Consider the following 14,103-nt stretch of genomic DNA (forward strand, 5'->3'; position numbering starts at 1 on the left):
GAGCGTCCACCACCAGGGCCGGGCGGAAGGCGTTTGACAGGGGCAAGCTGAGGATATGGGGGGCTTAGGGAGTTTCACGGAGTATTTTAGACTGGGCTAGATTTCCCCCGACGTTCATCGTGTGGTCAGCGACGATGGTTTCGATCCTTTGCAACTCTGTCATACCCGCAGGTGTAAATGGGTATCCATCCGATATCATTCCAAATTAGATTCCCTTTGGCAGACTATTGAGTATAACCCAATGAAGTTTTGGCGGGTTGCGGCCCGGCAGCCGAGGTTCTTTTGTTTCGGAAAAAAGATCCAAACCCATGGTCATCCCCGATGGGCCTCATCAAAGTAGGCGGACGCAAACCACGGGAGGGTCAATTCGCTGCGCTCACAGAAGGATAGGGAGTTGAATTCAGATAGAAAACCGAGTGGAGTTTTTTAAGGAGAACATCAAGCTTTTGAGAGCTTTTCTTTTTCATATGTATAAACCGAGAGAAGGGGAGGACGCAAAAACATTCCTCCCCTTCAGTTAATTCAATGGGAACACAATTCACTTTTCCCTGGTTAGGTGAGTGGTGCCCTTTGGGAGTTTTAGGGGATCAAAGCCTTCTGTAACGGTCTCAAAAGGTGGCGGAATTAGATTAGGATCAATCTTTGGCTCTTGTGGTTTCCCTGGTTCTTGGGAAGGATTGGACTCTGGAATTTCTGATGGTTGAGGTGCGTGCCCCTTTGTTATTGCCATTTGGCCTTTCCTTTCAACCTTTTCAGGTTCTTGCGGGTGAGAAATACGGGATTTACTTTCCCATGTGTGAATTCCAAAAATTAGTAATAAAAATAACATAACAATTCCATTTATCATTATTAAACTGAACGCCAGGGATAGCTTCCGTAATTTTTTATTTCCAACTTGCCGATTTACTTCTTTGGCTTTTCTAATGCCTTCTGTCATTCCCCGATAAATATTTGGTAATGAATGTTCGCCAAACCATTTAATCGTTTCCTCCGTTAGAGGGATTTTTTGTAATTGACTATTGCGTAGAACCTGGAGCGCATTCCACCAAGCGATGAAAAGAAGTATAAGCGAAAAAAGTGCTAGGATTACTAATGCCCATTCAATGGAATTTTTTGGCGGGAGCGTACTCTCAAATATCCATTTTGCAAAAAATCCCCATGTACCAATGATAACTGTAAGCGCTGATAGATATCTTGTAGCTTTTTCATCGATTCGATTGAGTCGTTCCTGTTCTTCCTTAAAGACCTCTTTGGCTAAAAGATAAAGCTCGCGATGATTTTCCGTAGAGTTTGCCTTAGGTGTAGAGTAATTCTGTGGATTTAATAAACGAAATTCACGAAATAATAAAGTCAAAGAATTAAGAAAAGACATGCCATTTCAACTGGTATTTCAAATGATTTAATTCTTCTGCTTTTTCAGTCCTCTTAATTTAGGGCGTTTTGGAAAGTTTTAGTTTTAGGGTCAAGCGTTAATTCTTTATATTTTATGCTTGATGCTGGCATTGTCAATTTTACGAGGTAAGTAGGGAGTGAATCATTATGCCAAGCTCTTATATACAAGAAGACTTTTGGCTTTATCCCCCTTGAAAGCTATTTCTAGTGTTTGCGAATCCAGGTTCCATCGGATTGCATGGTGAATTGCCCAGATGTGATTTTTTCGATGGCGTTTTTTCCTGCTAAGGCTTCCACGGCCGGAAGCGCTATGCGGTTTTTCTGCGCAATACCCTTGTAGACGTCCCGCCGTTTGTTATTGATGTCCTTCATAAATTGAATGTATCAGCGATTGAAGAAGGGGTAAAGAGTTCCAGATAGCCGTCAGGGCGGTGGCTGTGAGGGTGTATGATTAGCCGCAGTGTGAGCGGAATATTATTAAGGGAGATCAGAAGTAGAGGGCTTTACCCCAGGGGAGAATTCAGAGAGGACTTTTTTAGAATAAGTTCATTTGGGCGGGGGGCTCGGATGGGGTTTCTTCTTTGGGGGAGGCGTTGGATGTGGGAAGGGTTGGCGGTGACGCGCTTTGAGGAAGGGTGGGAGTTTTGCTCATACTTTCCAGGACAGCCTTGAGTTTTTGGAAATCTTCCTTGAGAGGAACCCGTAGATTTCCCTGGTGGAGTGCGGCTGCCGGATGAAGCAGTGGGAACACGATGAAGTTGGGCATTCGGATGACCTGCCCGCGTACTTTGGTGATACCGACTTTTCTTTCCAGTAACGTTTGGGTGGCAAAGTTTCCTAACGTGCATACCAATTTAGGTTTGATGAGTTCAATTTGTTGAAGCAGGAACGGTTTGCATGTCTCGATTTCTTCCGGAAGAGGATCTCGATTGTTGGGTGGCCGGCATTTAATGACGTTGGCGATAAAAATATCTGCGCGACTGAGTCCGATTGATTGCAGCAACTCGTTGAGTAATTTTCCTGCCGCTCCGACAAAAGGCTCTCCCTTCTGGTCTTCATAAAAACCCGGGGCTTCTCCGACAAACATGATGTCAGCCTGAGGATGGCCTGTCCCAAACACCACCTGAGTGCGTCCTGAAGATAATCCACATCGTCGGCATTCGTGAAGGAATGTTTTGAGTTCAGGAAGATCCATTGAGGGGGGATCTTAAATTTGACGGTTTAGGATGTCAATGTGAAGAGGTTTGAACCCATTCAGTCACAGCCCTTGCACAGGCAGAGGCACTCAAGACGGTGCTTTCTAGAGAAGGAGGGAGGAGGCTGGCCGTCCAGGGGCCGGCAAGAAAGAGATTGGGAATGGGCGTGTGGGGCAGAGGGCGAAATGTGCGGAAACCGGCCAGGCAAGGAAGATATGGGTAAGCTGAGTGCGTGACGGGTGGCTCACCGGACGGGAAGGATTGCTCAGGAGAAATGTGAAGCATGTTTTTGATATGAGGCCAGACCGTTTTTTGCAGCCAGTCGTCGGTATGTCCTGAGGATGGCGAAGGGGTAAGGTTAATGCCCGTGATCGATGTCCTGGCGCCATCAGCATTCCGAACGGCCTGGCTGGTTATCCAATCAAATACACCGGAGTTGAGGATAAGGCGAGGAGGAAGGAATGTGTCGTTCAGGGTGAACCGGACCATTGTTCCTGAGGATTCCTGCAGGTGAGCCAAATGGGAAAAAGAAGAAAAACGAGCCGGGGCTCTTTCCGGCAAGAGTCGAAGAAGCTCTGGAGGGGAGAGAGGCGAGACGTAGATGTCAGCGGTGAGACGTTCGCCCTTATCCAGGGCAATGGCTCGGATGCGTTCTGTGTCGGCTTGAATGAGGGTGATTTCATTTGAGGGATAAAACGTCACGCCTTTTCCAAGTAAGACTTCTTTAAGCTGTTGTTGTAGGTGGTCGAGCATGTCAGGTGAGGCTAGAAATGTCTCTGGTCCATTGGGTTTGGATAACCAGAACCGCGCAAGGATCTCCAGGAAATACTCGAGCGATGCCTGGGTCACATCACATCCTAAAAATAATCGACAAAATGGGTTCCAGATACGTTGCCTGGCAAGAGTCGATTGTTGTGTCGAATTCAGCCAGGATTCAACTGTGAGCATGTCAGGGTGGTGGTCCGGTGAATGGGGATCTTCCCATTTTTTTTCTAAAAAATTTATCAAACGCCATCGATCAGCCCAGGGAAGGCCACGAAAGCCGGCGAGTCGGATCATGGGATGAAGAGTCGTAATTCCGTGCGGGTTGGATAGCGTCTCTGTTAAGCCTTCGGATGTCCCAAACTCCAGCTCAACCGGTTGAATGGATTGGCCTGTATGTTCGAAGGCCAGTTCCTGAAAAAGTGCCCATGTAGCATGGTAAAACCGGGGAAGAATGAGCGGGGAGGGCTGTGTTATGAGGTGTTGAAAGGATGTTGGAGGTTCCGGTTCTTTCGATTCGGAAAATTGGGGGGAGGCTGTTGCCGGAGAAAAAGATCTGTGGTGTTCGAGAATGGTGATCCGGAATCCGTAGGGGACGAGCCGAAAAGCCGTGAGTAATCCAGGCAGATCTCCACTCAGTATCAGAATGTGGCGTGTCACACTGATGGGGCAATGTTATGGGAGAGAAATGATCGAATCCAGATATTGGCGGCAATCCCAAGTCGTTGTATGGGGGCGACCCGAATCCGTGGGCCGAACACCTGATAATGTTGGTCTTCGAGTTGTGTGAGGATGCGGCTGTAGACCCCACGCATGATTTCGGAAACCACCAGGGACTTCTGGTCGGTGGGGGGAAGGGTTTGGAGAATTTCTTGAGCTTGGCGGTAATAGGTGTGAGCTCTTTCGCATTCAAATTTCACAAGTTCCACCAGCGCTGGCGATTCTTGTTGACCCAGGAGAGCTTCCTCCGAGTAGCCGAATCGCTGTAAGTCCTCTAGTGGAAGATAGATGCGGTTCTGTTCGGCATCCCCTTTGAGATCGCGAAGAATATTGGTTAATTGAAACGCCAATCCCAAATTGACCGCATAGTCTTCTGCCGCAGGGGATTGGGTTTGGAAGATCTTGAGGCAAATGAGTCCAACCACCGACGCGACCCTGTAGCAGTATTGATAGAGATCGGCAAACGTCGCAAACCGATTGGTCGTCAGATCCATTTCGACGCCAGAAATTAATTCTTGAAGGAGTGCTTCCGGAATATCGAAGGTCTGTAGGTGGGCGGCGAGGCTCGTCGTGACCGGTTGGGTCGGGTGGCCTTGATAGGTGGCCGTCAATTCTTGTCGCCATTTGCGGACTTCTTCGATGGGATGGCTTCCCGGTGCCGGTTCATCAACCGCGCTATCCACCATTTTGCAAAAGGCATAAATGGTATACATCGCTTCCCGCCGCTGCTGTGGCAGGAACAGAAAAGAGTAATAGAAATTGCTGCCACTTTCTTTCGTATATTTTGTGCAGAACGTCTGCGCTTCGATAGGAGTCATCGGCTTCATGAAGTATTTTCCAAAGGCGGTGGTCAGTCAATGATCGTGAACCGGGGGTACAAATGAATGGCGGCAACTTTTCAATTTCAGGGCAAGTTATGTCTGACTAAGCCGCTAACGAGTTTCGTTCCCGCGCTGCCCTGGAGGGAAATTTTGAGTCCCCCTTTTCTACGCATCACCCTGGGTGACTCATCTATGGATCAACAAGCTCAATATGGCAACAATCCGATTACCGGATACACAACTGATAAACGTCAGTGCAGAGTAGCAAGGATTGCGAAGCTCTTCAATGGATGGGAAGAGGGTACTTTTCTGGATTGGGCGGGATGTTTTCCAGGTGATTCAACAGCAAGCCGGGCTCATTCCCGGTAATTGACCCCGGATTCTCAAGTGGAACAAGTCCTGCCATCCCAGTAAAAAATGGGAAGGTTCCTCCTTACCGGGTGGGAACCTCTCCTATTTTTTTGCCTGTGGTTCGAGCTTATCGGCAGAGATCCAGCCTGTTTTTCCCGTTTGTGTTCGAACCTGGTAGACCCATCCGGTTGGCTGATATGCTCCATCCAGAATCGTTAATGTTTCTCCTAATTTCACGATGGGACCAGGCGTGGCGTTAGCAGGATCTCCCATCAACAAGGACCTTCCAAGAATATTCGTAAGTGTTACCTGCTGATTCTCGTGAAAGTTTGGATCTTTCATTCCAATCTTGGATTCATTACCCTTTTGATTCCTGGTGATGGCAGTTGTCTCAGTGGCGGTCTCTTGGGGCAAAAAGGTATTTGAATTGAGGGCCCAATACGCTACTCCACCAATCACCAATAAAAGGACGATCCAGAAAAGCGGTTTCCTTGAAGGAGGCTTGGATTGGTTGAGGTCGTCCTCTTCCAATCCTTCGTCGAATTCCAAATCTTTATCAGGCTCCTGGGCAAAGAGCACGTTCCATCGAGAAGGTTGTTCTGGGGTGAACACCGTACCGATTGTCGAGGTCATCATGCCTATCTCCTTTTTATTCGTGAGGTCTGCAAGCGAGTGTCAGTGCCGGATTGGCGCGGGATGAATTTGCCAAATCAGCGGGTTGTGTACGAAGAAATACCCATCCATGAAGTTTATTAACATCACTTCTATTTCCTGTCAAATCTTCCAGCCATATCAATGAGGCCACATGGTCGCGTCTTCCCGCGAACAGAACGTCCTGGGGAAACGATCGAGTTCATTCGAAGGATGGAAGGACCCGGTCGGTCAGTTGTGTCTGGCAATAATGACGATTGATATCGTGATCGGCGTTATGGAAAATAGACCTGGTATGGAATCTTTGATTTGGGGGACATCATGAAATCGTATCGAGAAGAACTCTGGTTTCAGACCAAAGAACGAAGGGAATTTCGGAATATTACCCCTCAGGTGGAACGTGTGGTACAACAGAGTGGGATTCAAGAGGGATTTGTCCTGGTGAATGCCATGCATATCACCGCGAGCGTTTACATTAATGACGATGAACCCGGATTGCTACATGATTATGAACAGTTTCTTGAGCGTCTGATTCCGCAGACGGGAACGTATCGGCACAACCTCACCGGAGAGGACAATGGTGACGCGCATATCAAACGCCAAATCATGGGCCGGGAAGTTGTCGTGGCTATCACCAATGGACGCTTGGACTTTGGTCCTTGGGAACAAATCTTTTACGCGGAATTTGATGGCAGACGTCGGAAGCGGGTGTTGGTGAAGATCATTGGAGAGTAATGAGTTGGCAAACGGGTTCCGGTCATGTGAAAATACCTTGGATATTTTGATGATTTGCCTTTTCAGAAGTATTTTTTACCTCCGCCTGGATCGTTTACACCCATGAATGCAATGTCTAGTTGGTATCGTCCTGATCCCCTCACCCGGGATTTAATTCATCTCATTAATGCCCGGCGACACGAACATGGGGATCCCAGTTTAGCCATTGAAGTGTTGCAGGCGTTGCTCGATCAGGACCGCGAACATGAGGTGCTTACCGTTCTTGCAGCCTTAGACGAAAGTATGGCGGAGTGGTTATTCGATTTGTTGGCGGAAGCGGCCAGCTCGTGTCTGATGGAGGATGAGAGCGAAGACAGCGAGCAGTATGGGATTCTGGCCTCATTTGAATTATCACTCCAGGCCAATCTGGAGTTTCCGTTGAAGTTGAAAATCGATCCTGTGGAAACCGCGGATTTGTTACGGAGACATCTGCATGTCCCGCCAGAGGCCGTGATTACGGTTGAACCAAGGCTTCTTACCGATTCTACCCTGGAATTTTTAAGCTTGCAGAAGATTCACGACCATATTTCCAATCTGGCTGATGGACAGCCGCGCCAGGCGATTGCGGCAAGGCTTCATCCACCGGTCGAAGCCACCGCATTTTTATTTTTTGAAATTCTTGGCGTTCCTGACACCACGTTACCGGAAGCTCTTTCCGAGGATGATTGTCAGGCAATTATGGATCATCTCGTCAATCAATGTCCCGAAGTGGCCAAGGCGCCTCAATTATTGGAAGCGCCTAATTACGCCGCCTATGCCTTGTATGATGCACAAAACGCCGTTCGTCTTCATCGATTGGCTGATGAAACAGCTGCGGTGTGGCATGACCTGGAAGGCCCGGTTCGAAGTCGAACCGTCGTTCATCTGCATACTCAATGCGGGAATGGCGTGTATATGCCCGTGTGGACGGATCTGTTTGATCCGGATCTACCTGAAGACCATGGACCGATTTGGACGTCTCCGGATGTGTGGGTGTTTACGGCAGACTTACCCATTGAATGGCCTGGGGAATTGTTAACCAATCGCCTGCTGGCTGAGGGCTGCACGCGATTTGAAAACCACATTGTGGAAGCCACGGACAATTGAACAATCGTTATGGGGCCTGGCCCATGCGACTTGGGTTTTACCGGGCAGCCGCCTGACGTAAGTGATCGATCAACTTGGGAGGAACCCGTAGCGAACCACGTCCGGTTCCGACCGAAATATCAGGCTTCAGGGTGCCGTGAAAATCACTGCCTCCTGTCATGAGCAGGTCAAATTTTTTGGCTAAGTTGAGATTGATTGAAATTTGACGAGCGGAAAAGGTTCCATAGAAGACTTCAAGCCCCCGTAATCCCTGGTCCATCAACGTCCGGCATGAGGACTCCGTCTTATCCGCACCCAATCCCTCCCAATAGGGGTGAGCAAGTATGGGGATGCCCCCAGCGTCTGTGATCCACGTCATGATTTCGGCTGCTTCAGGGACCATTCGTCGAACATAAGCTGAGCCTCTGACCCCCAGGAAGCGATCGAACGCTTCTTTCATTCCCTTCACATATCCTTTTTCAATTAATATCTGTGCAATGTGCGGGCGACCGATCGTTCCGCTTCCGGCGACATGCTCCACTTCAGCGAGAGAAACCTCTACATGGAGGGTGTGGAGCCGGTCAAGGATGTGGTGAAGACGATCAAAGCGTGTCGCGCGAAGCTGCTCAAGCCTGGCTTGAAACACAGGATCAGCCAGATCAATGAAATACCCGAGCATATGCGTTTCCCGCCCTTCAAACTCTGTACTTAATTCAATGCCGGGTATGATTTCAACCGGGAGGTCCTGAGCGGCCTCCAAAGCTTCCATGAGGCCCTCAGTGGTGTCATGGTCGGTTACCGCCAGGATGCTCACGTGTTGTTGATGAGCAAGCTCCACGAGTGCGGTGGGAGATTCGCTTCCGTCCGAGAAATGGGTGTGAGTATGAAGGTCGATACGGCTCATATGATTGGGGTTTATGGTTTGCGTGCTAAGATTCGTGCGGTAAACGCGGGTCCTGAAGAGCCCGCATGATCTCCTTCGTCGTAATGAAGAATGCTGAGCCCTTGAAGAAGCCCGAGTAATTCATTGGATTCAAGACAGAACTCTTTCCGGCGTGGGTGTTGTCGATGGATATGGTTGTCCAGAAGAAAGGTTTCATACATGATGACGCCACCGGATTTAAGGGCTTGAATGAGTCGGGGAAAAAGAGGCCGGTTCAGGTAGAAAAAGACGAGAATGACATCATACATGGCCGTGCCCAAGTCAGGAGGATGTTGCGGATTCATTTCTAAATCTATGGATTCGGTTGTGATCGAGGACAAACCGGCTTCCTGGGCTTGCGCCTGAAGCTCATGTAGCGCGTCGGCATCACGATCGATTCCATGAACGGAAAACCCTTTGGAAGCCAGATACAGCGCATGACGACCTCGTCCCGTTGCCACATCCAACGCTGTTCCGTCAGGAAGTCGTGAGAGGTGGTCTACCAGAAATGGAGAAAGTTGCATGAGATCGGTTGAGGCCATTGGTTGGCGTGACCGGATCAACTGAACCCCGACTGACCCCTCAATCCTCTTCAACGGAGGGCGAATTTTTCTGACCCATATTTTAAGACGGGTAATGGGAAATTCATGAAACAGGGCTTGGCAGATTTTCTCCGCCATTGTTTCAATCAGGGAAAAGGCTTGCCCTTCCCCAATGTCCTGAATTCGTTGGGTGATTGATCCATAATCGACCGTATCGGATAATTCATCGCTCTGAAAGGCCGATTGATTGGGGCAACGGAAAATGAGATCGACCAGGAGGGGTTGAGGTTGCTGTCTTTCCTTTTCAGTGACCCCGCATCGTGCGGACAACTGGATACCTTTGACGACGATGGATGATGACATGGGCCATTATGTCAGATCTTCCTCGTCGTGTGCATGTGATTTTTGAAAAGAGCTCATTGATAGTCCCATTCGTATTCCGGAATGGAGGGATTTCGTATGTTCCCTTCGGGAGATGTTGATGAAATTCGTGAAATGGATTTCCCTACAGCCTGGGATTTACTGGAACGCTCGCTCGGGCCTGCTGTGGGTCATCGGTTTCCTCGTTCTGCAGGGGTCGTGTAAGTGGAGTGGTCCACCCACCATCATGTTGACTGCTGAGGAATTTCGATTTAGTCCTACCCGGATTGAATGGGAATCCGACCAGCCTCTTCGTCTGCTGATTCGGAATCAGGGACGTGAACGCCATGTGTTTCACAGTCAGGAATTGTTTGGTCCGGATGCTAACATCCTATGGCATCAGCCAAGGATTGCGCTGCAGGAGACCAATGCCGTTGTGCTTGAGCCGGGTCAATCGATTGAGTTGTTTTTTACTGCATCTGCCGGTCTCTATCCCTTTCGATGTTGGATAAAAGGGCACACCGGCATGGAGGGAACGATCCTTATCAAAGATCTCTCCTCAAGCTAATAGAGATCATCTTGATGAAATCACAATAGGACCACCATCAGGGAACCAGAAAGCCCTGGATCTTCTTGTTGGCGTATATCGTGGCTTGAGAAGCCCGAAGACCTGAGGGACTTTAATTATCTAGGATTTTTTGGATCTGAATGATGGCGAGAGACAAAACGCTTGCTGGTGGCAGTGAGCCGCCAGCAAGCATGGTCCTATTTGCCTGGAACAGCGTCAATGGAGGTTCTGGCCTGGGCGTCACGTTCGCAACTCGTCGTGGCGATCATTCGTTGGCCTGCAGTTGCATCAGCGGGAATCCTGGAGATACAGGCTTCAAGCGTGTCGCCCTGCGTGCCAGTAGAGACTCGGGTGGGTCCCGTGGTAACGGCTGTGGTTTCAGCGCTTGAGGACGGCGAAGTAGGTGAAGCTGGAGCGCCACTTGCACCGGTTGCGCCGCCATTCATCTCAGCGCAGCCCATCGTCAAGGTTGCGAGACCGAAAGAAGCATAGAGGAACAGTGTAGAAAATGATTTCATTGGTCGAACCCCTCCTCAATAGATAAACAAGTCGCGAAATATACTTGAGACTCCAAAAAAAAACAAGGTGTGGAGAGCAAAATCTTCTTTACTGATCTCTACCGCATTTGGGTCGTTTCCCATCCGATAATCTTGACTGATTTAGGGTTTATTGCTAACGTAAAATTTTCCTCCCTACGCGCAGAAAACGGACGGAATTATTCATGGCGTACCTCATTGCTCGACTGTTCCGGGGTCAACCTAGGGGCCAGGGTCAAGTGTTGTGACCTTTCAAGACATTATTCTCTCCCTTCATCAGTTTTGGAAATCCCACCACTGCATTTTGACTCAGCCGTATGACACTGAAAAAGGGGCTGGAACGTTTAATCCGGCAACCTTTCTTCGCGCGATCGGACCCGAGCCTTGGCGTGCGGCGTATATTGAACCCTGTCGAAGACCAACCGATGGCCGATACGGGGATAATCCGAATCGCCTCCAGCATTACTTTCAATATCAGGTGGTGTTAAAACCGGCTCCTGCGGATTCGCAGGATCTGTATCTCCAAAGTCTTGCCCATTTAGGGTTAGATCCCTACCAACACGATATTCAATTTCTTCAGGATGACTGGGAGTCTCCCACCTTAGGGGCCTGGGGGTTGGGATGGGAGGTCCGGCTGGATGGGATGGAGATCACGCAATTTACCTACTTCCAGGAGATCGGGGGTTTGGAGCTGGATCCGGTCACAGTGGAGTTAACGTATGGGTTGGAACGCATTGCGATGTATCTGCAGCAAGTCGACAACGTGTATGACCTGATGTGGACAGAAGACGTTCGATACGGAGATCTCTATCATGAGTCCGAAGTCCAGTTTTCTGTCTATAACTTCGAGGCGGCCGATGTGGACTTGATTCAGACCGGCTTTGATCGCTACGAAAAGGAATGTGAGCAGTTACTGGAGCATCCACGGGGATTGGTGCTGCCGGCTTATGATTGCTGTATGAAATGCTCTCATCTCTTTAATTTGTTGGATGCCAGAGGAGCGATCAGTGTGGCTCAACGGACAGGCTATATCGGCAGGGTTCGAAGCCTTGCCAGGAAATGTGCGAAGGCCTATCTTGGTCAACGGGAGCAGATGGGGTTCCCACTCTTACGACAGGCGTCAGCTTCCTCCCGTACTCATAGAAAACAACAGATCATTTAAATCGATGCCCCGAGGCGGGGCTGTGGCAATTAGGCTTATGGCACCATCAAGAACGACCCGTAAAAACGTCAAGGCCAAGTCTGTCCCGAAATCTCAACCAAAGACTGTCCCGTTTTTGTTAGAAATTGGGACGGAAGAATTGCCGTCGGCTGTTATCCCGCAGGCATTGGAAGACCTGGCAAATCTTGGGCAACGGCTCTTTGCGGACAGCCGGTTGGAGTATGAGTCCTTGAGGGTCGTGGGTACGCCGCGGCGCTTAGCCTTGCTGGTCAAAGGTGTGCAACCACAGCAAGCTTCCTTGACTCAGGAAATATTAGGCCCTCCGGTCTCTGCAGCCTTAGATGCTTCGGGGCAGCCCACCAAGGCAGCCTTGGGGTTTGCCAAATCTCAAGGAGTGCCGGTTGACCGACTTCGTAGGAAAGATACCCCAAAAGGGGCCTACATGGCGGTCGAAACGCATCAACGAGGTCAGTCGGCCAAGCGGGTGATCACGGAGGCGCTTCCGCAGATCTTAAGTAAATTGGTCTTTCCGAAAGCGATGCGCTGGAATGCCTCGCGGGCAAAATTTGGTCGTCCGATTCGTTGGGTGGTCGCGTTAGTAGGCGACCAACCGCTCAGAATAGAATTTGCGGGAATTCAATCCGGCGCCATGACGAAAGGGCATCGATTTTATCGAGCGAAAGGGAAAAAGCCGGGACAGGCGTTTCCTCTTACCACCGCCAACAATTATATCGAGGCCATGAAACGACTCGGAGTTCTGGTTGATCCTGAAGAGCGTCGGAGCCTCATTATGCAACAAGTCTCAGCGTTGGCTAAGGCGGCGAAAGGCCAGGTGGACCCATTGTACCGGGATGAGCTGATTGAAACAGCAGTCTTCGGTGTGGAATACCCTCACGCTATTCTTGGAACGTTTCAGAAAGAATTTTTAGCGGTTCCCAAACCGGTGCTGATCTCATCGATGAAAGAGCATCAAGGATTTTTCTCGCTGATCACCAAGGATGGTGGGCTCCTGCCAAAATTTATTGCGGTGACGAATATGCCGTGGGGAAATACCCCGCTCATGACCAAAGGGAATGAACGAGTCCTGGCCGCTCGCCTGAGTGACGCTCAATATTTCTTTACAGAAGACTCGAAACGCCCACTCCATGAACGAGTGCCGGCGTTAGAAGGGGTTCTGTTGCATCACAAATTAGGCACGGTTCGTCAAAAAGTGGATCGGGTGGGTCATCTGGTCGGATGGATGGCTGAACAGATCGGCGGAAAGGATCTGGACGAGATGTGCCGTCGCGCCGCTTTTCTGGCCAAGGCGGATTTGACGACCGGAATGGTAGGTGAGTTTCCGACCCTGCAAGGGGTCATGGGGGAAGAATATGCCAGGCATGATGGCGAATCTCCAGAGGTGTGTCGCGCCATTGGTGAACAGTATTTTCCCAGGTTTCCAGATGACCAATTACCGAAAGAGCTGCCAGGAGTCCTAGTCGCCGTGGCCGATCGGTGTGATTCCATCGTGGCTTTTTTTGCGGCCGGCATGTCTCCGTCCGGCTCGGAAGATCCGTTGGGGTTGCGCCGCGCTGCGTATGGGTTGGTGCGGATACTCGCCGAAACGCCCCTCCGGTTGAATGTCACCTCCGTTGTGGATCAGGCGCTGCGGATCTTAGATGGACAAGGTGGGAAGGTGCGTGGCACCCCTCAAACCGGTTCAGATGTGGTGGCGTTCATTCTTGACCGGCTTCGGTTCTATGGCAGGCAACATCTGGGCTTACGGGAAGATATCATGGAAGCGGTCATCCATGTTTCCAATTCGATGGTCTGTGATATGGCTGATTTGGTCGCACGCATGCAGGCCTTGGAAGCCATGGTGCCTCAGCCGGATTTTGATCCGCTGATGATCGGATTTAAGCGGGCTCATCGAATTGTTGAAAAAGAACAATGGACGAACGCGCAGGCCCTGCCTGAACAGTTTGTGCATGAATCGGAGCGTCGGCTGTTTCAGGCCTTGGAAGTGGTGCAACAGCAAGTCCGCGATTCGGTGAATGACCGGAATTACGGGAAAGCCCTTCTTTCGTTGTTGGAACTCAAGAGCCCGATTGATGAGTTCTTCGGAGCTGTGATGGTCAATGATTCAGACCCACAGACGCGGGCTAATCGCCTTTCCTTATTAAAGGCGACGGATGACCTGTTTCTCACGGTTGCCGATCTGTCCTGTCTGCAATCGGCAAGTGGATAACCGTCGCTGGAAGAGGATTCCTGGACGCCCTCGTGAAAGCGAGACGGTCATGGG

14 protein-coding genes are annotated in these 14,103 nt (G+C 50.0%); 5 read left to right on the plus strand and 9 right to left on the minus strand.

Features of this window, described 5'->3' with window-relative positions:
* Window positions 1-538 precede the first annotated feature (538 nt).
* From ACWHYD_RS05935 to ACWHYD_RS05960, 6 genes are all read right to left on the minus strand, one after another.
* Window positions 539-1,372, minus strand: coding sequence for a hypothetical protein (locus tag ACWHYD_RS05935; RefSeq protein ID WP_447964989.1), 834 nt, complete (start codon window positions 1,370-1,372; stop codon window positions 539-541).
* Window positions 1,373-1,596: 224 nt separating this feature from the next.
* The gene (locus ACWHYD_RS05940; protein ID WP_447964990.1) at window positions 1,597-1,764 is read right to left on the minus strand and encodes a DUF1318 domain-containing protein; all 168 of its coding nucleotides are present in this window, start codon (window positions 1,762-1,764) and stop codon (window positions 1,597-1,599) included.
* Between the two features lie 163 nt (window positions 1,765-1,927).
* Window positions 1,928-2,587: a uracil-DNA glycosylase gene (locus tag ACWHYD_RS05945; RefSeq protein ID WP_447964991.1), complete on the minus strand. Its 660-nt coding sequence runs from the start codon at window positions 2,585-2,587 to the stop codon at window positions 1,928-1,930.
* 34 nt (window positions 2,588-2,621) lie between these two features.
* Entirely contained in the window at window positions 2,622-4,010 is a 1,389-nt protein-coding gene (locus ACWHYD_RS05950; RefSeq protein WP_447964992.1) for an FAD-dependent oxidoreductase, read from the minus strand.
* Entirely contained in the window at window positions 4,007-4,897 is an 891-nt protein-coding gene (gene hpnD, locus ACWHYD_RS05955; RefSeq protein ID WP_447964993.1) for a presqualene diphosphate synthase HpnD, read from the minus strand. Before hpnD ends, ACWHYD_RS05950 begins: the two co-directional genes overlap by 4 nt.
* A 447-nt stretch (window positions 4,898-5,344) precedes the next feature.
* On the minus strand, window positions 5,345-5,878 hold the full coding sequence (locus ACWHYD_RS05960) for a hypothetical protein (RefSeq protein ID WP_447964994.1): 534 nt from the start codon (window positions 5,876-5,878) through the stop codon (window positions 5,345-5,347).
* Between the two features lie 336 nt (window positions 5,879-6,214).
* On the opposite strand from ACWHYD_RS05960, the gene ACWHYD_RS05965 reads away from it, so the two are divergent.
* Together ACWHYD_RS05965 and ACWHYD_RS05970 are read left to right on the plus strand one after the other, a co-directional pair.
* Window positions 6,215-6,628, plus strand: coding sequence for a secondary thiamine-phosphate synthase enzyme YjbQ (locus ACWHYD_RS05965; RefSeq protein WP_447964995.1), 414 nt, complete (start codon window positions 6,215-6,217; stop codon window positions 6,626-6,628).
* A gap of 102 nt (window positions 6,629-6,730) precedes the next feature.
* Window positions 6,731-7,753 (plus strand): hypothetical protein, encoded by a 1,023-nt coding sequence (locus ACWHYD_RS05970; RefSeq protein ID WP_447964996.1) that lies wholly within the window; start codon window positions 6,731-6,733, stop codon window positions 7,751-7,753.
* Between the two features lie 37 nt (window positions 7,754-7,790).
* Here the strand turns inward: ACWHYD_RS05970 and ACWHYD_RS05975 are convergent, their stop codons facing one another.
* Together ACWHYD_RS05975 and folB are read right to left on the minus strand one after the other, a co-directional pair.
* Window positions 7,791-8,636 (minus strand): PHP domain-containing protein, encoded by an 846-nt coding sequence (locus ACWHYD_RS05975; protein WP_447964997.1) that lies wholly within the window; start codon window positions 8,634-8,636, stop codon window positions 7,791-7,793.
* A gap of 11 nt (window positions 8,637-8,647) precedes the next feature.
* Window positions 8,648-9,559, minus strand: a complete 912-nt coding sequence (gene folB, locus ACWHYD_RS05980) for a dihydroneopterin aldolase (protein ID WP_447964998.1) — start codon at window positions 9,557-9,559, stop codon at window positions 8,648-8,650.
* Window positions 9,560-9,677: 118 nt separating this feature from the next.
* On the opposite strand from folB, the gene ACWHYD_RS05985 reads away from it, so the two are divergent.
* Complete coding sequence (locus tag ACWHYD_RS05985; RefSeq protein ID WP_447964999.1) at window positions 9,678-10,124, plus strand: cupredoxin domain-containing protein; 447 nt, start codon at window positions 9,678-9,680, stop codon at window positions 10,122-10,124.
* Between the two features lie 197 nt (window positions 10,125-10,321).
* Here the strand turns inward: ACWHYD_RS05985 and ACWHYD_RS05990 are convergent, their stop codons facing one another.
* Window positions 10,322-10,642: a hypothetical protein gene (locus ACWHYD_RS05990; RefSeq protein WP_447965000.1), complete on the minus strand. Its 321-nt coding sequence runs from the start codon at window positions 10,640-10,642 to the stop codon at window positions 10,322-10,324.
* Window positions 10,643-10,904: 262 nt separating this feature from the next.
* Between ACWHYD_RS05990 and ACWHYD_RS05995 the strand changes: the two genes are divergently transcribed.
* Together ACWHYD_RS05995 and glyS are read left to right on the plus strand one after the other, a co-directional pair.
* Complete coding sequence (locus tag ACWHYD_RS05995; protein ID WP_447965001.1) at window positions 10,905-11,822, plus strand: glycine--tRNA ligase subunit alpha; 918 nt, start codon at window positions 10,905-10,907, stop codon at window positions 11,820-11,822.
* A gap of 37 nt (window positions 11,823-11,859) precedes the next feature.
* The gene (gene glyS / locus ACWHYD_RS06000; RefSeq protein ID WP_447965002.1) at window positions 11,860-14,049 is read left to right on the plus strand and encodes a glycine--tRNA ligase subunit beta; all 2,190 of its coding nucleotides are present in this window, start codon (window positions 11,860-11,862) and stop codon (window positions 14,047-14,049) included.
* Window positions 14,050-14,103 lie beyond the last annotated feature (54 nt).

Source organism: Nitrospira sp. Ecomares 2.1 (assembly GCF_965152585.1).

What these genes read in the sequence shown, in the direction of transcription:
- ACWHYD_RS05935 (WP_447964989.1), bottom strand. Translation starts at nt 1,372, where the DNA reads ATGTCTTTTCTTAATTCTTTGACTTTATTATTTCGTGAATTTCGTTTA.
- ACWHYD_RS05940 (WP_447964990.1), bottom strand. Translation starts at nt 1,764, where the DNA reads ATGAAGGACATCAATAACAAACGGCGGGACGTCTACAAGGGTATTGCG.
- ACWHYD_RS05945 (WP_447964991.1), bottom strand. Translation starts at nt 2,587, where the DNA reads ATGGATCTTCCTGAACTCAAAACATTCCTTCACGAATGCCGACGATGT.
- hpnD (WP_447964993.1), bottom strand. Translation starts at nt 4,897, where the DNA reads ATGAAGCCGATGACTCCTATCGAAGCGCAGACGTTCTGCACAAAATAT.
- ACWHYD_RS05960 (WP_447964994.1), bottom strand. Translation starts at nt 5,878, where the DNA reads ATGATGACCTCGACAATCGGTACGGTGTTCACCCCAGAACAACCTTCT.
- ACWHYD_RS05965 (WP_447964995.1), top strand. Translation starts at nt 6,215, where the DNA reads ATGAAATCGTATCGAGAAGAACTCTGGTTTCAGACCAAAGAACGAAGG.
- ACWHYD_RS05970 (WP_447964996.1), top strand. Translation starts at nt 6,731, where the DNA reads ATGAATGCAATGTCTAGTTGGTATCGTCCTGATCCCCTCACCCGGGAT.
- ACWHYD_RS05975 (WP_447964997.1), bottom strand. Translation starts at nt 8,636, where the DNA reads ATGAGCCGTATCGACCTTCATACTCACACCCATTTCTCGGACGGAAGC.
- folB (WP_447964998.1), bottom strand. Translation starts at nt 9,559, where the DNA reads ATGTCATCATCCATCGTCGTCAAAGGTATCCAGTTGTCCGCACGATGC.
- ACWHYD_RS05985 (WP_447964999.1), top strand. Translation starts at nt 9,678, where the DNA reads ATGAAATTCGTGAAATGGATTTCCCTACAGCCTGGGATTTACTGGAAC.
- ACWHYD_RS05990 (WP_447965000.1), bottom strand. Translation starts at nt 10,642, where the DNA reads ATGAAATCATTTTCTACACTGTTCCTCTATGCTTCTTTCGGTCTCGCA.
- glyS (WP_447965002.1), top strand. Translation starts at nt 11,860, where the DNA reads ATGGCACCATCAAGAACGACCCGTAAAAACGTCAAGGCCAAGTCTGTC.